This window comes from Kitasatospora sp. NPDC059722 (assembly GCF_042733235.1).
Taxonomy (GTDB): Bacteria; Actinomycetota; Actinomycetes; order Streptomycetales; family Streptomycetaceae; genus Kitasatospora.
In genome coordinates, this window is record NZ_JBHWGD010000003.1 from 26,822 (window position 1) to 46,866 (window position 20,045).

The window sequence follows — 20,045 nt, forward strand, 5'->3', positions numbered from 1 at the left end:
CCCCATGAACATCCCCAGCCTGTCGGCCGCCCAGGCCCGCGTCGAGGACATGCGCGCCGAGGGCCGCTACATCGTCCCGCGCTTCGTCGAGCGCACCACGCAGGGCATCCGCGAGTACGACCCGTACGCCAAGCTGTTCGAGGAGCGCATCATCTTCCTCGGCTCGCAGGTCGACGACGTCTCGGCGAACGACATCATGGCGCAGCTGCTGTGCCTGGAGTCGATGGACCCGGACCGCGAGATCCAGATGTACATCAACTCGCCCGGCGGCTCGTTCACGGCTCTGACGGCCATCTACGACACCATGCAGTACGTCAAGCCGGACATCACCACGGTCTGCATGGGCCAGGCGGCCTCCGCCGCGGCCGTGCTGCTCGCGGCCGGCACCCCCGGCAAGCGCATGGCGCTGCCGAACGCCCGGATCCTGATCCACCAGCCGTACACCGAGACCGGCCGCGGCCAGGTGTCCGACCTGGAGATCCAGGCCAAGGAGATCTTCCGGATGCGCGAGCAGCTGGAGCAGATGCTCTCCAAGCACTCCAACAAGTCGGTGGAGCAGGTGCGCGAGGACATCGAGCGCGACAAGATCCTCACCGCCGAGGAGGCCGCCGAGTACGGCCTGATCGACCAGATCATCTCCACCCGCAAGACCTCGCTGACCTCCTGAGGTCGGCAGGGCGCCGGGGGGGGGGGGCCCGGGGGGGGGGGGCCCCCCCGCCCCGGACCCTTCGGCGGCCGCCGCGACGGCATCTGTTCGGTATCAATTCGCCCAGGGCGTAGGGCAGACCCGGCGAAGAGGACGGAATCAGGGGCCCGGCAGAGTACCGTCGGATAGCGAGACCGATCGCCGTCGGCGTTGACGGTCCACAGCACCAGGCCCCGGAACCCCCGCGGGGCCCCTGGCGAAGGGGAAGCACCTCGTGGCACGCATCGGAGACGGTGGCGACCTGCTCAAGTGCTCGTTCTGCGGCAAGTCGCAGAAGCAGGTGAAGAAGCTGATCGCCGGCCCAGGCGTGTACATCTGCGACGAGTGCATCGACCTGTGCAACGAGATCATCGAGGAGGAACTCGCCGAGACCTCCGAGGTGCGCTTCGAGGAACTCCCGAAGCCGCGCGAGATCTACGAGTTCCTGGACCAGTACGTGGTCGGCCAGGACCTCGCCAAGAAGGCGCTGTCGGTGGCCGTCTACAACCACTACAAGCGCGTCCAGGCGGGCGAGGCGGGCCGCAGCGGCGGCAACGGCCGCGACGACGCGATCGAGCTGGCCAAGTCCAACATCCTGCTGCTGGGCCCCACCGGCTCCGGCAAGACCCTGCTGGCGCAGACCCTGGCCCGGATGCTCAACGTGCCGTTCGCGATCGCGGACGCCACGGCGCTGACCGAGGCCGGGTACGTCGGCGAGGACGTCGAGAACATCCTGCTCAAGCTGATCCAGGCGGCCGACTACGACGTCAAGAAGGCCGAGACCGGGATCATCTACATCGACGAGATCGACAAGGTCGCGCGCAAGAGCGAGAACCCGTCGATCACCCGGGACGTCTCCGGCGAGGGCGTGCAGCAGGCGCTGCTGAAGATCCTGGAGGGCACCACCGCGTCGGTGCCGCCGCAGGGCGGGCGCAAGCACCCGCACCAGGAGTTCATCCAGATCGACACCACCAACGTGCTGTTCATCGTCGGCGGCGCGTTCGCCGGCCTGGAGCGGATCATCGAGGGCCGCGCGGGTGCCAAGGGCATCGGCTTCGGCGCGAACATCCGCTCCAAGCGGGAGTCGGACGCGAGCGACCACTTCCGTCAGGTGATGCCCGAGGACCTGGTGAAGTTCGGCATGATCCCGGAGTTCATCGGCCGTCTGCCGGTGATCACCAGCGTGCACAACCTGGACCGCGAGGCGCTCCTGCAGATCCTCACCGAGCCGAAGAACGCGTTGGTCAAGCAGTACCGCAAGCTCTTCGAACTGGACGGCGTGGAGCTGGAGTTCACGCGTGACGCGCTGGAGGCGATCGCCGACCAGGCGATCCTGCGCGGCACCGGCGCGCGCGGGCTGCGGGCCATCATGGAGGAGGTGCTGATGTCCGTGATGTACGAGGTCCCCTCGCGCCAGGACGTCGCCCGCGTGGTGGTCACCGGGGACGTGGTCTCCAAGCACGCGATCCCGACGCTCGTCCCGCGCGACATGATCAAGCGCGAGCGGCGCGAGAAGAGCGCCTGAGTCCTGAAGCCTTGAACGAGAGGGCCCCGCACCGTCGTGGTGCGGGGCCCTCTCGCGTGTTCCGTTCGCCCGGTGGGTGGCTCGTGGTTACTTCGGCACCTCGGCGACCGCGCGCAGGTCGCGGGTGTCGGCGGCGAGCTTGTCCACGTCCGGCTGGGTGCCGTCGTCGGCGCCCTTGAGCACCATCACGAGGCTGCTGCTGTCGGCCCAGGCGCACACGGCCATCTTGGTGTCGCCGTCCACGGACGTCCCGCACTCCATGGTGCCGCCCTTGGGGCCGGGGTCGACCGCGTGCCGGTCGCCGACCTGCCCGCCCGAGCCGGAGAAGCCCTGGAACATCTGGTCCAGCTCCTGCTTGGGCAGCAGGACCTTGCCGTACACGCCGACCGCGACCAGCTGCGGGTCGGAGTTCGCGTCCTGGTAGACCGCGGCGACGCCGGTGGGCTTCCAGTTGCCGTCACCGTTGCCGATCTTGGACGTGATCTCGTCCTGGATCTTCCGGGTCGTGGTCGGGTCGTCGTTGGCCTTGAGGTCCTTGAAGGCCGTCGGCATCACGATCTTCTGGGTGCCCGCGTTGCTCGTCACGTCGAAGACGAAGTACGCGAGCGCGCCGCCGCCGAGGAGCAGCACGCCGAAGACGCAGCCGAGGACGATCCACAGCGTCTTGTGCGACGTGCGGGGCGGGGGCGGCGGGTACATCCCGTACCCGGGGTAGCCGGCCTGGTCGGGCGCGGGGTAGCCGGGCGGCGGCGCCTGCGGCGGCACGGCGCCGTAGGGCTGGTCGGTGGGCGGTGGGGGAGCCCCGAAGGGCTGGCCGGCGGGCGGCGGCGGTGCCCCGTAGGGCTGGTTGGGGGGCGGCGGCGGTGCGCCGTACGGGCTCTGGTCGGTCACTTGGCCACCTTCATCGCGTCACGGATGGCGCGGGTCTTCTCCGCGGCCTGGGCCGGGGAGAGCGGGGTCGGGGCGGTGCCGGTGATGCTGACGTGGTTGAAGCTGACGTGGCCGTAGGTGGACTTGTCGGCCCACACGCAGACCACGGGTCCGGGCTTGCCGATGATGCTGGTGGCGCCGCAGGCGAGCTTCGCGGCGGAGCTCGTGCTGTCGTTCGCGGGGTAGTCCGTCATCGGCGTCGTCCAGGTGAGGCCGCCGCTGTCCTGCTTCGACTCCTGGATGATCTGGTCGGGGCTGTTCAGCTGCCCGTAGATGCCGATCACCGAGATCGTGTCGAGCGGGTCGGCGCCCTTGGTGTAGCTGGAGATCACGCCGATGAGGTTCGAGCCGTACTTCGTGGACTCGGGCTTGTTGGGGTCGGCCGGCTTCTCGTCGGACGACTTCTTGACGTAGCCGTCCGGCAGCGACTGCGGGGCGGAGAGCTTGTAGTTGCCGCCCGAGGAGTCCTTGCCGCCGAGGACCTTCCACGCGGCGAAGCCGCCGCCGCCGAGCACGAGCGCGCCGATCACGAGGCCGACCACCAGGCCGCCCTTGCCCTTCTTCGGCGGCGGCGGGTACCCCGGCTGGCCGTACGGGGCCTGCGGAGGCGCGCCGTAGGGCTGCTGGGGTGCGCCGTACTGCGGCTGGCCCTGCGGCGGATAGCCGTACTGGGGCTGCGGCGCGCCGTACGGCTGCTGCGGCGGCTGCGGCGCCCCGTACGGCGGCTGCGGCTGCTGCGGCGCCCCGTACGGCGGCTGCGGCTGCTGCGGCGCGCCGTACGGGGGCTGTCCCCCGTAGGGCTGCGGCTGTCCCTGCGGATACTGCTGACCCTGGCCGTACATCTGTCTGTGCTCCCCCGCCGCACCCGCGGCCTGTCTGGTGTGGAATTGTCCCGTGTACGTCCGGAAATCCAGACGATTGTCCGGGCACGGTACCGCACGCCGCCGACGGGGGAGCCGGTCGGGAGCGCGGTGTCCGCGGACCGAAAGCGGTTCGTAACCCGAGCCCGCCGTTACGTAAACTGTGCGTCGTGACCGACACGACGAACCAGCGCCCCGTGAGCACCACCGGGGACGATGCGGCAACCCTCCCGACGACCTACACCCCCGCGGACGTAGAGGGCGAGCTGTACGAGCGCTGGGTAGAGCGTGGCTACTTCACCGCGGACGCCAAGAGCGACAAACCCCCGTTCACCATCGTCATCCCGCCGCCGAACGTGACCGGCAGCCTGCACCTGGGCCACGCCTTCGAGCACACGCTGATCGACGCGCTGGTGCGCCGCAAGCGGATGCAGGGCTACGAGGCGCTCTGGCAGCCCGGTATGGACCACGCCGGCATCGCCACCCAGAACGTGGTCGAGCGCGAGCTCGCCAAGGAGGGCAAGTCCCGCCACGACCTGGGCCGCGAGGCCTTCGTCGAGCGCGTCTGGCAGTGGAAGGCGGAGTCCGGCGGCCAGATCTCCGGCCAGATGCGCCGCCTCGGCGACGGCGTGGACTGGTCGCGCGAGCGCTTCACCATGGACGAGGGCCTCTCCCAGGCCGTCCAGACCATCTTCAAGAAGCTCTTCGACGACGAGCTGATCTACCGCGCCGAGCGCATCATCAACTGGTGCCCGCGCTGCCTGACCGCCATCTCGGACATCGAGGTGGAGTACCAGGACGACGACGGCGAGCTGGTCTCGATCCGCTACGGCGAGGGTGAGAACTCCATCGTCGTCGCCACCACGCGCGCCGAGACGATGCTGGGCGACACCGCGGTCGCCGTCCACCCCGAGGACGAGCGCTACAAGCACCTGGTCGGCACCGAGATCGAGCTGCCGCTCACCGGCCGCCGCATCCCGATCGTCGCCGACGCCCACGTCGACCCGGAGTTCGGCACCGGCGCCGTCAAGGTGACGCCCGCGCACGACCCGAACGACTTCGAGATCGGCCAGCGCCACGGCCTGCCGAACATCGCCGTGATGGACGAGCACGCCGTCATCACCGTGCACGGCCCCTTCCTCGGCCTGGACCGCCTGGAGGCCCGCTCGGCGATCGTCGCCGCGCTGCGCGCCGAGGGCCGGATCGTCGCCGAGAAGCGCCCGTACGTCCACTCGGTCGGCCACTGCTCGCGCTGCAAGACCACCATCGAGCCGCGGCTGTCGATGCAGTGGTGGGTCAAGGTCGGCCCGCTGGCGAAGGCCGCCGGCGACGCGGTCCGCGACGGCAAGGTCAAGATCCACCCGCAGGAGATGGAGAAGCGCTACTTCGACTGGGTCGACAACCTGCACGACTGGTGCATCTCGCGCCAGCTGTGGTGGGGTCACCGCATCCCGGTCTGGTACGGCCCGAACGGCGAGGTCGTCTGCGTCGGACCGGACGAGCAGCCGCCCGCCGGCGAGGGCTGGCACCAGGACACCGACGTCCTGGACACCTGGTTCTCCTCCGGCCTGTGGCCGTTCTCCACGCTCGGCTGGCCCGAGCAGACCGAGAGCCTCGCGAAGTTCTACCCGAACTCCGTCCTGGTGACCGGCTACGACATCCTCTTCTTCTGGGTCGCCCGGATGATGATGTTCGGCCTCTACGCGATGGACGGCACCCCGCCGTTCCACACCATCGCGCTGCACGGCATGGTCCGTGACCAGAACGGCAAGAAGATGTCGAAGTCCTTCGGCAACGTGGTCAACCCGCTGGACTGGATGGACAAGTACGGCTCCGACGCGCTGCGCTTCACGCTCGCGCGCGGTGCCAACCCCGGCGTCGACGTGCCGATCGGCGAGGACTGGGTCCAGGCGTCCCGCAACTTCGCCAACAAGATCTGGAACGCCACCCGCTTCGCGCTGATGAACGGCGCCACCGTCGAGGGCCCGCTGCCCGCGCCGGAGGAGCTGACCGCGAGCGACCGCTGGATCCTGTCGCGCCTCAACAGCACCGTCGCCGAGGTGGACGGCCTGTACGACGACTACCAGTTCTCCAAGCTCTCCGAGGGCCTGTACCACTTCGCCTGGGACGAGGTCTTCGACTGGTACGTCGAGCTCTCCAAGACCACCCTGGCCAAGGGCGGCCCGCAGGCCGACGCCGCGCGCCGGGTGCTCGGCGAGGTCCTGGACGTCACGCTGCGCCTGCTGCACCCGATCGTGCCCTTCGTCACCGAGACGCTGTGGACCACGCTCACCGGCGCCGAGTCGGTCGTCATCGCCGACTGGCCGAAGGACAGCGGCTTCCGTGACGCCGCGGCCGAGGCGGAGATCGCCACGCTGCAGCAGGTCGTCACCGAGGTCCGCCGGTTCCGCACCGACCAGGGCCTCAAGCCGGGCCAGCGCGTCCCGGCCACCCTGGAGCTGGACGGCACCGCGCTGGCCGCCCACGAGGACGCGATCCGCTCGCTGCTGCGGCTGACCGCCCCCGAGGAGGGCTTCGCGGCCACCGCCTCGCTGCCGGTCGCCGGCGCCACCGTGGCGCTGGACCTCTCCGGCACCATCGACGTCGCGGCGGAGCGCAAGCGCCTCGCCAAGGACCTCGCGGCGGCCGAGAAGGAGAAGGCCCAGACCACCGGCAAGCTCGGCAACGAGGCGTTCCTCGCCAAGGCGCCGGACGACGTGGTCGCCAAGATCCGGATCCGCCTGGAGGCCGCCGAGGCCGACATCGCCCGGATCACCGCCCAGCTCGCGGCGCTGCCGCAGGGCTGAGCCGCCCCACCGGTCCACGAGGGGCCGTATTCCGCGCCGAGCGGAGTACGGCCCCTCGGCCGTTTACGCCGAATAGCCCAGCGCCATTGCTCCCTTCCGGCGAATATTCATCCTGGACCGGGTAAGGTCCTATTCCGCTCGAATTCATTCCGGTCTTGCCAGCGCGGGTTCTCGGAAGTTTGCAGGTCGGATGTGTACGGTGTGCTCTGAGTTTGCGCGGTGCGCACCAGCGGGTTTCTGCCGGGCGTTTCGCTGAGCCAACGGACGGGAGGGCATGGCGTGGTGGTGACCGAAGAGTTGGTCGACGAACTTCCTGCCGAGGCGGTCGAGGAGGCCAAGGCCAGGGCGGCGACGCTGCTGCTCGCGTTCCGGCACGGCAACCAGCTCGCCTTCGACCACGAGCTCGACGTGCTGCTCGCCGAGCACGCCGAGCGCGAGGTGACGACCCTGCTGGCCTGGATCGCCGCGGAGGCGGTCCGCAAGGCCTACGCCCCCGCGGTCGGCGACAAGGTGCTGCGCGCGATGGCCAGGCGCGCCCCGGTCGACGCCGGCGCGGTCTGCGTGGACGAGGAGACCGCCGACGCCGCCCGGCTGATCGAGGCCGTGGCCGTCGGGGACGTGGCGGAGGTCCGCGGCCTGGTCGCCGCGAACGCCGACACCACCTTCCTGCTCGGCGGCCTGCTGCAGGGTGTCGCGATGATGCTGCCGTTCCTGCCCGACGGCGAACTCGGCGAGATCACCGCCGAGTTGCGCCGTCGCCACGGCGGCGGTGCGGCGCACGTGCCGGAGGCCCGGGCCGGGGTCTGAGCCGGGGTCCGAACCGGAGTCCGAACCCGGCCCGGGTCTCCGGGCCGGGCTCACGGCATGGCGTGCAGGTGCGCGCCGATGGTGCCGGCGACCGGACTGCCCGCCGAGGCGTCCCAGTTGGTCGACCAGGTCATCGCCCCGCCGATCCCCGGCCAGGTGGTGCCGGGCCGGTAGCTGCCGCAGTCGGTGCCGGCGGCGAGGCAGTCCAGCGCGGCGTTCACGACGCCCGCGCTCACGTACCCGCCGCCCGCGGCGCTGGTCGAGGCCGGCACCCCGAGCCCGACCTGGTCGGGCCGCAGCCCGCCCTGGAGCTGGATGCAGGCGAGCGCGGTCAGGAAGTTCTCGGTCCCCTGCGCGTACACGTTGCCGTCGCAGCCGTTCATCGCGCCGGAGTTGTAGTACTGCATGTTGACGATGGTGAGGACGTCCTTCACGTTCAGCGCCAGCTTGAAGTACTCCATGCCGGTCGACTGCATGTCGATGGTCTGCGGCGCCATGGTCAGGACGAACCCGCTGCCGGCCTTGGCCGCGACCGCGTGCAACGCCTGGCCCAGGTACGTCGCGTTGACGCCGTTCTCCAGGTCGATGTCGATCCCGTCGAAGCCGTAGGTTCGCATCAGCGACCAGGCGGAGTCCGCGAAGTTCGCCGCCGACGCCGGGTCGGCCACCGACACGGTGCCGTTCTGTCCGCCGACCGAGAGCACGACCCGCTTGCCGGCCGCCCGCTTGGCCGCGATGTCGGCCTTGAACTGTGCGTCGGTGTAGCCGCCGAGGCGCGAGGACAGGGCCGGGTCGAGGGTGAAGCTCAGCGCGCCCGGCGTGGCGGTGGCATCGGCGAAGGCGACCGCGATGATGTCGTACGCGGCCGGGACGTCGCCGATGCGCTGGACGGCGGCGCCGTTGTCGAAGTTCTGCCAGTAGCCGGTGAGCACGTGCTTGGGCAGGCCCGGCGGCTTCGTCGGGGTGCCGGTCGGGCTGCCGGTCGCGGTCGCCGTGGCGGTCGGGCTGCCCGTCGCGGTCGGGCTCGGGGACGAGGGGGACGTCGGGCTCTGCGACGGTTGCGGGCCGCCGGGGCCCACCAGCGAGACGTCGTCGGCCAGGAACGCCGCCTGCCCGTACCAGCCGTGCAGGTAGACGGTGACGCTCGTGGTGGCCGGGCCGGTGGTGAAACCGGTGCTGAGCTGCGCCCAGCCCGCCGACGTCGTCCAGGTGCTGGGGTCGGTGCCACCGGTGCCGCGGGCGCCGAGGTAGACGTACGAGCCCTGCACCCAGGAGCTCAGCGTGTACGCCGACGAGGGCTTCACGGCGACGGTCTGCGTGCACTCGCCGGTGTCGCCCGCGCCCGGGGTGGACCGCAGCGCGTACGAGCCGGAGTGGACGGTCGCGCTCTGGACGGTGCCGCCGGTGCAGGACCAGCCGGTGAGGGCGCCGGCTTCGAAGCCGCCGTTGGTGATCAGGTCGACGTCCGCGGCACGGGCGCCGGTGCCGGTGACGAGGACGAGTCCGCTCAGGCCCAGCGCGATCGCGCCGGCCCCGGCGAGCAGGGTGCGGACGGCGCGCGGGCGCCGCCGGTGTCGGGCAGGTGGCATGACTCCATCTCCTGTGGGGGAGGCCCGGCGGCGTGCTGTGGGGGCGGCGCCGTCCGGGGTGTCGATGGTGCGCGTGCGGGAGCTACCGACAACTCAAGTCCCGCTAGGGAAACGGGACTTGCCTCACAAGGTGGAGTAGACCAATCCGGCTGTCAAGCCGACTGGCGATCAGGACTACGCCGCCCGCAGGCCGGCGCCGGCCTCGGACCGGGCGGACTCGGCGATCCGGGCGGTGAGTTCGGCGATGCGCGCCGAGGCGAGGCCGTCGCCGTACGGGCTCGGGGTGGCCGCGAGCCGGGCCAGCCGCTCGGGGGTGTCGGACAGCCAGGCGTGTGCCAGCTCGCCCAGCTCCTCGCCGGGCCGCACCAGCGCGGCGAAGCCGGCGTCCACGGCCTCCGGGCGCTCGGTGGAGCGGCGCACCACCAGCAGCGGGCGGCCGAGCACGGTGCACTCCTCCTGCACGCCGCCGGAGTCGGAGACCAGCAGCGCGGCGTGGCTCGCGAGGCCGAGGAAGTCGGCGTACCCGACCGGTCCGGTGACGGCGATCCGCTCCAGCAGCCCGTCCAGCCCGAAGCGTTCGACGGCGGCCCGGGTGCGCGGGTGCATCGGGAACAGCACCGGCGTGCCGGCCCGCGCGATGCGGTCCAGCTCGGCGAGGACGGCGCCGAGCGCCTCGGCGGTGTCGGTGTTCTCCGGGCGGTGCACGGTCGCGAGGACGTAGCCGTCGGGGCGCAGCCCGTGCGCGGCGAGCAGGGCGGCGCGCGCCTCCTGGTCCGGCAGCTGGCGGCGGACGACCTCGACGACGGTGTTGCCGGTGAGCGCGATCCGCCGCTCGTCGAGCGACTCGGCGCGCAGGTTGGCGACGTTGTCGGGGGTGGCGGCGCACAGCAGGTCGGCGACGTGGTCGACCATGACGCGGTTGTGCTCCTCGGGCATCGCCCGGTCGAAGCTGCGCAGCCCGGCCTCGACGTGGACCAGCGGGATCTCCCGGGCGTTGGCGGCCAGCGCGCCGGCGAGGGTGGCGTTGGTGTCGCCCTGGACGACGACGGCCACCGGGCGGTCCTCGGCGAAGGCGGCGTCGAGCTGGCCGAGGGACTGGGCGATCTGCCCGGCCCGCGGCCGGCCGCCGACGCCGGTGAGCAGCTCCGGCCGGGGCAGGTCCAGATCGCGCAGGAAGCGGCCGGACATGGCCTCGTCCCAGTGCTGGCCGGTGTGCACCAGACGGGTGGCGTCGCCGAGTTCGTGGATCAGCGGGGCGAGCTTGACGAGCTCGGGGCGGGTGCCGAGGACGACGGCGACGCTGGACGGGGGCAGGCAGGTGCTCATGGGAGGAGGCTCCGTGGGTATCTGTCGGGGCTCAGGATTCGAGGGCGGTGGGGGCGCCGACGGCGACCTTCTCGGCGTTGCGCCGGGTCTTGGCCCAGCCGTTGCGGCCGAGCAGCATCCGCACGGCCGCCCGGGTGGCGACGACGAACAGGTGGTAGGCGTAGATCCACACCAGGACGCCCCAGAGCAGCCCGGTCAGGCGGCGGCGGTCGGGGTGGACGAGGGTGCGGTAGGCGAAGCCCCAGAACACCATCGGCAGCGTGGCGACGACGAAGGCGACGGCCATGTACGGCCCGAACCGCAGCTGGAAGTCGGCGGTCTCGGCGGGGAAGAGCACCAGCCCGGCCGCGGTGATCACGATCGACAGCGGGGTGAGCAGCACGAGCAGCACGCAGACCACCGGCTGCAGGAAGGTGTACAGCACCTCGGCCTTGCCCGGCCACGTGTAGTGCGGGGAGCGCAGCACCCGGCCGGTGTAGCGCAGGCACTGCATGTTGCCCTGGGCCCAGCGGGTGCGCTGGGTGAGGAAGCGGCGCGGCGAGACCAGGGCCTCCTGGGAGACCTGGACCTCGGTGACGTGGGTCAGGCGCCAGCCGGCCAGGCGCAGGTCGAGGCCGGACTCGTAGTCCTCCAGCAGGGCGCGCTCGGGCCAGGGCCGCCCGGCCCGGCCCTCCTCGGCGGTGAGCGAGTCGAGGGCGGTGAGGCGCACGAACTGGCCGTTGCCACCGAGGCCGACGCTGCCGGTGCGCCGGCGCAGCAGCTGCATGCCGGCGTTGTTGGCCTGGAACTCGACGTCCTGCATCCGCACGAGCGCGCGGGCGAACGCGTTGGCGGTGCGGCCGCGGCCGGGCAGCGGGAGCTCGTCGTCGGCGTTGCGCATGCGCACGCCGATCTGGACGGCGCCGGTGTCGGGGCGGCCGAGCGCCTTGTCGCTGCACACCTGCGCGAGGGTGCCGGCGCCGAGCTGTCCGTCGGCGTCGACGACGCCGATGACGACGCGGGAGCGGTCGGTGTCCTCGGGCAGCCGGGCGGAGATCTCGCGGTAGGCGGCGTTGAGGGCGGCGCCCTTGCCGATCCGCGCGTGCGGGCGGCGGCGCTGGACGAGGTGGACGCGGTCGTCGTGGGCCGCGGCGGCGAGGACGAGTTCGCGGGTGGCGTCCTCGCTGTCGTCGTCGATGACCCACAGGTGGGCCTCGGGCGCGGAGGCGCGCAGGCCGGCCAGGGTCTGGGAGACCACGGCCTCCTCGTCGCGGCAGGGGATGACCAGGTGCCACTGGAAGGCGGCGGGGTCGCCGGGTTCGGCGGCGAGGTTGCGCTTGAAGGCGTGGCGGGAGCCGGCCCAGTAGACCAGGAAGCGGCCGAACACCAGGACCATGTAGGCGACGAGCAGCAGTGAGATCAGCCCGGCGAGCCGGACGATCGTGTCCTGCCGGAGGACGATCCAGTCGTGCAGGACGTCGGGCATGGCGTGGCACTCCCAGTGATCAAAGGCTATTGGCTCCTCAGGGATGCGAATCGATGCTTCATTGCGGTTCAAACTCGCTAAATCGATAGTAAAGGGAGTGAACTGGGAATCGGGGGTCAAGACCGGGCAAAGTGGTCGTTCTCACCCCGGACCTCACCCTGTGAGGACGGGCCGCCGACCCTCCGTAGACTGTGGTCGTGAGCGACAAGGCCGACCCGAACCCGTACACCCTCCGCCCCGCCGACGGCGGCACCGGCGACGCCCTGCGCGACGTCGAGGTCGAGCTGTCCAAGCGCTGGCCGGAGAACAAGCTGGAGCCCTCGCTCGACCGGATCGAGGCGCTGATGGACATCCTGGGCCAGCCCCAGCGGTCCTTCCCCTCCATCCACATCACCGGCACCAACGGCAAGACCTCCACCGCCCGGATGATCGAGCAGTTGCTCAACGCCTTCGAGCTGCGCACGGGCCGCTACACCAGCCCGCACGTGGAGAGCGTCACCGAGCGCATCAGCCTGGACGGCGCCCCGATCGCCCCCGAGCGCTTCGTCGAGGTCTACCGCGACATCGCGCCCTACGTGGAGATGGTCGACGCGCAGCAGCCGGTGCCGATGTCCTTCTTCGAGGTGCTGACCGGCATGGCCTACGCCGCCTTCGCCGACGCCCCGGTGGACGTCGCCGTGGTCGAGGTCGGCATGGGCGGCTCCTGGGACGCCACCAACGTCATCGACGCCGCCGTCGCGGTGATCACCCCGATCGGGCTGGACCACACCGACAAGCTCGGCGACACCACCGGCGAGATCGCGGTCGAGAAGTCCGGGATCGTCAAGTCCGGCGCCGTCGCCGTGGTCGCCCAGCAGCCGCTGGACGCCGCCCAGGTCATCCTGCGCCGGGCCGTCGAGGTGGACGCCACGGTCGCCCGCGAGGGCATGGAGTTCGGCGTGATCCGCCGTGAACTCGCCGTCGGCGGCCAGCTGGTGACGCTGCGCGGACTCGGCGGCGAGGAGTACGAGGACGTCTTCATCCCGCTGCACGGCGAGTACCAGGCGCACAACGCGGCGCTGGCGCTGGCCGCGGTCGAGGCCTTCTTCGGCGTCGGCGGCGCCCGCGGCGGGCAGCTCGACGTGGACAAGATCCGCCAGGCCTTCTCCGGCGTCTCCTCGCCGGGCCGCCTGGAGATCGTCCGCCGCAGCCCCACGATCATCCTGGACGCCGCGCACAACCCGCACGGCGCCCGCGCCACCGTCGCCGCGATCACCGAGTCCTTCGGCTTCAACCGCCTGGTCGGCGTGATCGGCACGTCGGGCGACAAGGACGTGGCCGGCGTGCTGGAGGCCTTCGAGCCGATCCTCGCCGAGGTCGTCATCACCCAGAACTCCACCCACCGCGCGATGGACGTCGACGCGCTCGCGGCGCTCGCCGTCGAGGTCTTCGGCGAGGACCGCGTCCAGGTCGAGCCCCGCCTCGACGACGCGATCGCCGCCGCCGTCACCCTCGCCGAGGAGGAGGGCGACCTCGGCGGCGCCGGGGTCCTGGTCACCGGTTCGGTCATCACGGTGGGCGAGGCCCGCCTGCTGCTCGGGAGGAAGTGAAGATGAGGACGCTCTGCTCCTCGACGCTGATCGGCGAGGCGCTGCTGGCGATGTTCGCCGGGCTGGTCGCGATGCGGCTGTCCAGTGTGTCGACCGCTGCGGTGTGGATCGTCACCGGGATCGCCATGGCGCTGTGCATCGCGCTGTGCGGCATGATCAACCGGCCCGGCGCCGTGCAGATCGGCTGGGCGCTGCAGATCGGCCTGATCGCCAGCGGCTTCATCCTGCCGACGATGTTCGGCCTCGGCGTGGTCTTCGCCGCCCTGTGGTGGTGCTCGGTGCACTACGGCCGCAAGGTGGACGAGTTCAAGGCCGCCCGCGCCGCCGCCGAGACTCAGGCTGCCTGACGCGTTGGCCCGGCGTTCGCCGGGGTGATCCGATGATCAACAGTGCCCCGCCGATCAGCGTGGCGTCGGCCCCGCGATCGCGGGGATGTCTGGACCGGTCGCGCGGGCGGTCTGTTCACGCAAGGTAACCTCTGCCGTACCCGCATACCGCATGCCGAACCGATTCCCCAGGAGACGCACCGTGTCCCAGCGCACTCTCGTCCTGCTCAAGCCCGACGCCGTCCGCCGCGGCCTGGCGGGCGAGATCATCAGCCGCATCGAGCGCAAGGCCGGCTGGCAGCTCGCCGCCGTCGAGCTGCGCACCTTCGACCGGGCGACGCTGGAGCAGCACTACGCGGAGCACGTCGGCCGCCCGTTCTACGAGCCGCTGCTGGAGTTCATGACCTCCGGTCCGTCGATCGCCCTGATCGTCGAGGGCGAGGACGTCGTCCCGGGCATCCGCATGCTGGCCGGCGCCACCAACCCGCTGGAGGCCGGCGCGGGCACCATCCGCGGCGACTACGCGACGATCACCCGCGAGAACCTGATCCACGCCTCCGACTCGCCCGAGTCCGCGGAGCGCGAGATCAAGATCTTCTTCCCGGCGCACGCCTGAGCCGGCCCGGGCGACACACCCGGAGGACTTAGGGACTGCCCCGGTCGGGACCATTGGCCCGGCCGGGGCATTCTTATCGGGAAATAGGGAACTGGGGGTGCCGACACGGCGTCCCAATCCTCGGAGAAGCGATCACGCTCCGGACAATGGACGGTATGCCCCACGTCGACGTCCGTACCGCGAGGCGTGACTACGATGGACGCGACTCAAGGGCCCGGTAAGGCAGCTCAGCTGGTCTCCGCCCAAGCGTGGGCGCACGCAGTCGTCCACCCCTCATGAACTCCGAGCCCGGGAAGGCACCTACACCCCATGGCGAGCAACCTGTCGTTCATCGGCCGCGACTTGGCGATCGACCTCGGAACTGCCAACACGCTGGTGTACGTCAGGGGCAAGGGGATCGTGCTCAACGAGCCGTCCGTCGTCGCGGTGAACACCAACACCGGCGGCATCCTCGCGGTCGGCGCCGAGGCCAAGAAGATGATCGGCCGCACCCCGGGCAACATCGTCGCCATCCGCCCGCTCAAGGACGGCGTGATCGCCGACTTCGAGATCACCGAGCGGATGCTGCGCTACTTCATCCTCAAGATCCACCGCCGCCGCTACCTCGCCCGCCCCCGCGTCGTCGTCTGCGTGCCCTCCGGCATCACCGGCGTCGAGCGCCGTGCCGTCATCGAGGCCTCCTCCCAGGCCGGCGCGCGCCAGGTGCACATCATCGAGGAGCCCATGGCCGCCGCCATCGGCGCCGGACTGCCCGTCCACGAGGCCACCGGCAACATGGTCGTCGACATCGGCGGCGGCACCACCGAGGTCGCCGTCATCTCCCTCGGCGGCATCGTCACCGCCCAGTCCATCCGGGTCGCCGGCGACGAACTCGACAACGCGATCGTCCAGCACATCAAGAAGGAGTACTCGCTGCTCCTCGGCGAGCGCAGTGCCGAACAGATCAAGATGAGCATCGGCAGCGCCTACGGCCTGGAGGGCGAGAAGGACGAGCACGCCGAGATCCGCGGCCGCGACCTCGTCAGCGGCCTGCCCAAGACCGTCGTCATCTCCGCCGCCGAGGTCCGCGAGGCCATCGACGAGCCGGTCAACTCGATCATCGACGCGGTCAAGACCACCCTCGACCAGTGCCCGCCCGAGCTCGCCGGCGACGTCATGGACCGCGGCATCGTGCTCACCGGCGGCGGCGCCCTGCTGCGCGGCCTCGACGAGCGGCTGCGCCGCGAGACCGGCATGCCGATCCACATCGCCGAGAACCCGCTCGACTCGGTCGCGCTCGGCTCCGGCAAGTGCGTCGAGGAGTTCGAGGCGCTCCAGCAGGTACTCGACGCCCAGCCGCGCCGTTAGCACCGACGACACACCCGACACTCAACTGAACGGGCCGCCGCCGCCAGGGCCCCACAGCCCCGGCGGCCGGCCAGGTACGAAGGGGCAGTACCAGCACCGTGAGGGACACACGAGAGAGCCGGCTGCTGCTCATCCTGCTGGTGGCCGTCGCCTTCGCGCTCATCACCGTGGACATCAAGGGCGGTGAGAGCTCCCCGCTCGGCGGTGCCAGGCGCGCCGCCGCCGGAGTCCTCGGCCCGGTCGAGCGCGGCGCATCCACCCTCGTCGACCCGGTCGCCAACACCGTCCGGGCCTTCCGTGACGCCGCCACCAACAGCGGCCGCACCGACCAGCTCGCCCGCGAGAACACCGAACTGCGGCAGAAGCTCGCCTCCTCCGACATGGCCGCCGGCCGCACCAAGCAGCTCGACGACCTGCTGCGCACCGCCGGCGCCGGCGGATACACCGTCAAGGCCGCCCAGGTCATCGCGATCGGCCCGGCCCAGGGCTTCTCCTGGACCATCACCATCGACGCCGGCAGCGACGACGGCCTCACCCGCGACATGACCGTCATCAACGGCCAGGGCCTGGTCGGCCGGATCACCACCGTCGCCCCCACCACCGCGACCGTCCTGCTCGCCTCCGACCCCGGCTTCACCGCCGGCGCCCGGCTGGAGGGCAGCGGGGAGATCGGCTTCGCCTCCGGCGGCGGCGACAGCCCGATGAAGGTCTCCCTGCTCAACGGGAAGGCGCAGGTCAAGGCCGGCGACCGGCTGGTCACCTTCGGCTCGCAGAGCGGCCGCCCGTTCGTGCCCGGCGTCCCGGTCGGCAAGGTCGTCGAGGTCCAGGCCAACGCCGGCCAGCTGACCAAGACCGTCCTGGTCGAGCCGTTCGTCCAGTTCACCCGGCTGGACCTGGTCGGCGTCGTCGTCGTGCCGCCGCGCACCGACCCGCGCGACGGCGTGCTGCCGCCCGCGCCGGCAGCCGGCCAGAGCCAGGCCCCGGCCGCCCCCGCCGCACCGGCGGCGCCCGCCACCACGGCTCCCGCCGCACCGCCCGCCAAGCCCACTGGGGGGAACTGAGCCATGCGCCTCGCCCGCATCCCCGTCTCCGCCGTCCTGATCCTGTTCGGCCTGATCCTCCAGGTCAGCGTCTTCGGACGGCTCCAGCTCCCCGGGGCCACCCCGGACATACTGCTGCTCGTCGTCGTCGGCCTCGCCATGGTCTACGGGCCCTCCGGCGGCTGCGTCGTCGGCTTCTGCGCCGGACTGCTCGCCGACCTCGCGCCGCCCTCCGACCACGCGATCGGCCGCTACGCGCTCGTGCTCTGCCTGATGGGCTACGCCGCCGGACTGCTGCGCCCGGAGCACGGCCGCCAGCGGTCCGTCTCCAGCGCGCTGCTGGTCGTCGCGGCCGCGGCCGTCGCCTCCACCCTGCTGTACGCGATGGTCGGCGCGCTGGTCGGCGACACCGCGGCCCGGCACGTCGGGCTCGGCGGCCTGGTGATCAGCGCCCTCCTGTACGACCTGCTGCTGGCACCGTTCGTCGTGCCGCTGGTGATGCTGCTCGGCCGCCGCTTCGGCCGCGACCCGGTGACCGCCGCCAGCGACGACGACGAGGGCGGCCCCGGCCTGGGCACGCTGGCCCGCTACCGCACCACCCGTGAGGTCTCGTCGGGCCCCGGCTACCGGAAGCGGCGCGTGCCCGGCTTCGCCCGGCGCCCGTAGCCCCGCCCCGCGGCCCCCGACCTCCCGACCCTCCCGCACCCTGGAGCGCACGAGACGTGAGCAACATCCCCGAGACCGGCCGAACCCGGCGGGTGACGATCCGTCTGGTGGTGCTGCAGATCCTGGTGCTGTCACTGCTCGCCACCCTCGGCGGGCGGCTGTGGTACCTGCAGATCCGCAACGCCAGCGTCTACACCGCCAAGGCGACCGGCAACCACATCCGCGAAGTGGTCGAGCCCGCCGTGCGCGGCGAGATCCTGGACGCCTCCGGGCGGATCCTGGCCGGCAACGAGACCCGCCTGGTGGTCTCCGTCAGCCGCACCTCGCTGCTCCAGCAGAAGGACGGCGGCAAGGCGGTGCTCGCCCGGCTCGCCGACGTGCTCGGCATGCCGGCCAAGGACGTGCAGGAGAAGGTCCGGCTCTGCGACGCCAAGACGCCGCAGCCCTGCTGGAACGGCTCGCCCTACCAGCCGATCCCGGTCACCAAGGAGGCGACCACCCAGCAGGCGATGCAGATAATGGAGCGCCGCGAGGACTTCCCCGGGATCACCGCGCAGCCCACCGCCGTCCGCCGCTACACCGGCGCCGAGGGCGCCAACATGGCCCAGGTGCTCGGCTACCTCTCGCCCGTCACCGACGACGAGGTCAGCAAGACCGCCGCCAAGACCGGCCTGGACCGCTACCTGCCGGCCGACCAGATCGGCCGGGCCGGCCTGGAGTCGGTCTACGACCGCGACCTGCGCGGCACCGCCGGCATCACCAAGCTGGAGGTGGACAACCTCGGCCGGGTGATCGGCACCGCCGGCACGGTGGCCCCGCAGACCGGCGACAACCTGGTCACCAGCATCGACGCCCGGGTGCAGAAGGTCGTCGAGGACAACCTGGCGCAGGCCATGAACGACGCCAGGAACACCTTCGACAAGGTCACCAACCGCAACTACGAGGCCGACTCCGGCGCCGCCGTCGTGATGGACGTGCACACCGGCCGGATCGTCGCCATGGCGAGCGCCCCGACCTACGACCCCAACCTCTGGGTGGGCGGCATCAGCGGCAAGGACTACCAGTCGCTGACCAGCAAGGACTCCAACTTCCCGCTGCTGAACCGGGCCATACAGGGTCAGTCCGCCCCCGGCTCGACCTTCAAGGTCGTCTCCACCACCGCCGCGGTGCAGGCCGGCTACTCGCTCGACGGCCGGTACGACTGCCCGAAGGCCATGACCATCGGCGGCCGCGAGTTCAAGAACTTCGAGAGCGAGAACTTCGGCGCGATCTCCCTGGAGAAGGCGCTGGAGGTCTCCTGCGACACCGTCTTCTACGGCCTGGCGTACGACCAGTGGATGAAGGACGGCGGCATCAAGCCGAAGAAGGACCCGGGCGACTGGTTCTTCAAGACCGCCCACGAGTTCGGCCTCGGCGCCAAGACCGGCATCGACCTGCCGGCCGAGGTCCCCGGCCGGGTGCCGGACCGGCAGTGGAAGCAGTCCTTCTACGACAACAACAAGGACGCCTGGTGCGCGCAGGCGCAGAAGGGCGGCAACAGCTTCTCCGACCAGATCGCCCGGGAGAACTGCGTCGACGGCTACCAGATGCGCGCCGGTGACGCCGTCAACTTCGCGATCGGCCAGGGCGACACCCTCGTCACCCCGGTCCAGATGGCCCGGATCTACTCGGCGCTGGCCAACGGCGGCACCTTCTACCGGCCGACCATCGCCAAGGCGGTGATAAGCCCGGGCGGGGACCTCGTCCGCGAGATCGCCCCGCACGAGGACGCCAAGTTCCCCGGCGACCAGAAGCTCCTCAGCTACATCGACCAGGCCACCGCGGGCGTCATCACCAGTGGCACCGCGGCCTGGAAGTTCGCCGGCGCCGGCTGGCCGCAGGGCAAGATCGAGCTGCACGCCAAGACCGGCACCGCCGAGGTCGAGGGCAAGCAGACCACCTCGTGGCTCACCACGTACAGCAAGGACTACGCGGTCGTCATGACCATCAGCCAGGGCGGCACCGGCTCCGGCGGTTCCGGTGACGCGATCCGCCGGATCTACCAGGCGCTGTACGGCGTGGACGACAAGGGCAACGTCGACAACGGCAAGGCCCTGCTGCCGGCACCGCAGGCCGAGCTGCCGAAGTTCAACCCGGACGGCACCGCGATCATCAAGCCGGCCGCGTACACCGTCGAGGACCCGTCCGGCCTCGCCGACCCGGGCGTGACCGGCGGCTCCCCGCGGGTCTTCCTCGACCCGGCGCCGCCGGCCGGCCCGACGGCGCCCCTGCTCGCCGCGGCCGGCGCCGCGCTCGAACCGCAGCGCGGCGCGGGAAGGGGACGCGCATGACCTCGTACGGTTCCTACCGGCAGGGGGGGGGGGGGGCCCCCCGCCCCCCCGGGGGGCCCCCCCCCCCCCCCGGCGGGCCCCCGGGGGGGGGGGGGGTTTAAAAAAAAAACAGCCCCCCGCACAAGGACAGGAGGATA

At 71.4% G+C, this 20,045-nt stretch carries 16 protein-coding genes; 11 read left to right on the forward strand and 5 right to left on the reverse strand.

The window, feature by feature from the left end; all coding sequences use genetic code 11:
* The first annotated feature begins 4 nt into the window (after positions 1-4).
* Together ACFV4F_RS02495 and clpX are read left to right on the forward strand one after the other, a co-directional pair.
* Positions 5-667 carry an ATP-dependent Clp protease proteolytic subunit gene (locus ACFV4F_RS02495; protein ID WP_380446130.1) on the forward strand — a complete coding sequence of 221 codons (663 nt, stop codon included), beginning with the start codon at positions 5-7 and terminating at the stop codon, positions 665-667.
* Positions 668-920: 253 nt separating this feature from the next.
* The gene (gene clpX / locus ACFV4F_RS02500) at positions 921-2,210 is read left to right on the forward strand and encodes an ATP-dependent Clp protease ATP-binding subunit ClpX (protein ID WP_329931163.1); all 1,290 of its coding nucleotides are present in this window, start codon (positions 921-923) and stop codon (positions 2,208-2,210) included.
* Positions 2,211-2,297: 87 nt separating this feature from the next.
* Here the strand turns inward: clpX and ACFV4F_RS02505 are convergent, their stop codons facing one another.
* On the reverse strand, positions 2,298-3,101 hold the full coding sequence (locus ACFV4F_RS02505) for a hypothetical protein (protein WP_380446129.1): 804 nt from the start codon (positions 3,099-3,101) through the stop codon (positions 2,298-2,300).
* Positions 3,098-3,982 carry a hypothetical protein gene (locus ACFV4F_RS02510; RefSeq protein ID WP_380500165.1) on the reverse strand — a complete coding sequence of 295 codons (885 nt, stop codon included), beginning with the start codon at positions 3,980-3,982 and terminating at the stop codon, positions 3,098-3,100. Before ACFV4F_RS02510 ends, ACFV4F_RS02505 begins: the two co-directional genes overlap by 4 nt.
* A gap of 188 nt (positions 3,983-4,170) precedes the next feature.
* Here ACFV4F_RS02510 and ACFV4F_RS02515 point away from each other — a divergent pair, with 188 nt between their 5' ends.
* Both ACFV4F_RS02515 and ACFV4F_RS02520 read left to right on the forward strand, forming a co-directional pair.
* A complete protein-coding gene (locus ACFV4F_RS02515; RefSeq protein ID WP_380500166.1) occupies positions 4,171-6,807 on the forward strand; it encodes a valine--tRNA ligase in 2,637 nt (878 codons plus the stop codon).
* A gap of 279 nt (positions 6,808-7,086) precedes the next feature.
* A complete protein-coding gene (locus tag ACFV4F_RS02520) occupies positions 7,087-7,614 on the forward strand; it encodes a hypothetical protein (RefSeq protein ID WP_380446126.1) in 528 nt (175 codons plus the stop codon).
* Positions 7,615-7,664: 50 nt separating this feature from the next.
* On the opposite strand, the gene ACFV4F_RS02525 is transcribed toward ACFV4F_RS02520, so the two are convergent.
* The 3 genes from ACFV4F_RS02525 to ACFV4F_RS02535 form a co-directional block, all read right to left on the reverse strand.
* Entirely contained in the window at positions 7,665-9,203 is a 1,539-nt protein-coding gene (locus ACFV4F_RS02525) for a chitinase (protein ID WP_380500167.1), read from the reverse strand.
* A 174-nt stretch (positions 9,204-9,377) separates the two neighbouring features.
* A complete protein-coding gene (wecB, locus tag ACFV4F_RS02530) occupies positions 9,378-10,529 on the reverse strand; it encodes a non-hydrolyzing UDP-N-acetylglucosamine 2-epimerase (RefSeq protein WP_380446124.1) in 1,152 nt (383 codons plus the stop codon).
* A gap of 31 nt (positions 10,530-10,560) precedes the next feature.
* Complete coding sequence (locus tag ACFV4F_RS02535) at positions 10,561-11,994, reverse strand: glycosyltransferase (RefSeq protein WP_380500168.1); 1,434 nt, start codon at positions 11,992-11,994, stop codon at positions 10,561-10,563.
* A 197-nt stretch (positions 11,995-12,191) separates the two neighbouring features.
* Between ACFV4F_RS02535 and ACFV4F_RS02540 the strand changes: the two genes are divergently transcribed.
* From ACFV4F_RS02540 to mrdA, 7 genes are all read left to right on the forward strand, one after another.
* Complete coding sequence (locus ACFV4F_RS02540; RefSeq protein ID WP_380446122.1) at positions 12,192-13,583, forward strand: bifunctional folylpolyglutamate synthase/dihydrofolate synthase; 1,392 nt, start codon at positions 12,192-12,194, stop codon at positions 13,581-13,583.
* 2 nt (positions 13,584-13,585) lie between these two features.
* Positions 13,586-13,930 carry a DUF4233 domain-containing protein gene (locus ACFV4F_RS02545; protein WP_380500169.1) on the forward strand — a complete coding sequence of 115 codons (345 nt, stop codon included), beginning with the start codon at positions 13,586-13,588 and terminating at the stop codon, positions 13,928-13,930.
* A gap of 181 nt (positions 13,931-14,111) precedes the next feature.
* Positions 14,112-14,525 carry a nucleoside-diphosphate kinase gene (gene ndk, locus ACFV4F_RS02550; RefSeq protein ID WP_329931154.1) on the forward strand — a complete coding sequence of 138 codons (414 nt, stop codon included), beginning with the start codon at positions 14,112-14,114 and terminating at the stop codon, positions 14,523-14,525.
* A 321-nt stretch (positions 14,526-14,846) separates the two neighbouring features.
* Positions 14,847-15,872: a rod shape-determining protein gene (locus tag ACFV4F_RS02555; RefSeq protein ID WP_329931217.1), complete on the forward strand. Its 1,026-nt coding sequence runs from the start codon at positions 14,847-14,849 to the stop codon at positions 15,870-15,872.
* Between the two features lie 98 nt (positions 15,873-15,970).
* Positions 15,971-16,933 (forward strand): rod shape-determining protein MreC, encoded by a 963-nt coding sequence (gene mreC / locus ACFV4F_RS02560; protein WP_380446120.1) that lies wholly within the window; start codon positions 15,971-15,973, stop codon positions 16,931-16,933.
* A 3-nt stretch (positions 16,934-16,936) separates the two neighbouring features.
* Positions 16,937-17,578 carry a rod shape-determining protein MreD gene (gene mreD, locus ACFV4F_RS02565; protein ID WP_380446119.1) on the forward strand — a complete coding sequence of 214 codons (642 nt, stop codon included), beginning with the start codon at positions 16,937-16,939 and terminating at the stop codon, positions 17,576-17,578.
* A 56-nt stretch (positions 17,579-17,634) separates the two neighbouring features.
* Positions 17,635-19,908 carry a penicillin-binding protein 2 gene (gene mrdA, locus ACFV4F_RS02570; RefSeq protein WP_380497734.1) on the forward strand — a complete coding sequence of 758 codons (2,274 nt, stop codon included), beginning with the start codon at positions 17,635-17,637 and terminating at the stop codon, positions 19,906-19,908.
* The last annotated feature ends 137 nt before the right edge of the window (positions 19,909-20,045 follow it).

Coding starts and splice junctions, on each gene's coding strand:
- ACFV4F_RS02495 (WP_380446130.1), top strand. CDS start 5: ATGAACATCCCCAGCCTGTCGGCCGCCCAGGCCCGCGTCGAGGACATG.
- ACFV4F_RS02510 (WP_380500165.1), bottom strand. CDS start 3,982: ATGTACGGCCAGGGTCAGCAGTATCCGCAGGGACAGCCGCAGCCCTAC.
- ACFV4F_RS02525 (WP_380500167.1), bottom strand. CDS start 9,203: ATGCCACCTGCCCGACACCGGCGGCGCCCGCGCGCCGTCCGCACCCTG.
- wecB (WP_380446124.1), bottom strand. CDS start 10,529: ATGAGCACCTGCCTGCCCCCGTCCAGCGTCGCCGTCGTCCTCGGCACC.
- ACFV4F_RS02535 (WP_380500168.1), bottom strand. CDS start 11,994: ATGCCCGACGTCCTGCACGACTGGATCGTCCTCCGGCAGGACACGATC.
- ACFV4F_RS02545 (WP_380500169.1), top strand. CDS start 13,586: ATGAGGACGCTCTGCTCCTCGACGCTGATCGGCGAGGCGCTGCTGGCG.
- mreD (WP_380446119.1), top strand. CDS start 16,937: ATGCGCCTCGCCCGCATCCCCGTCTCCGCCGTCCTGATCCTGTTCGGC.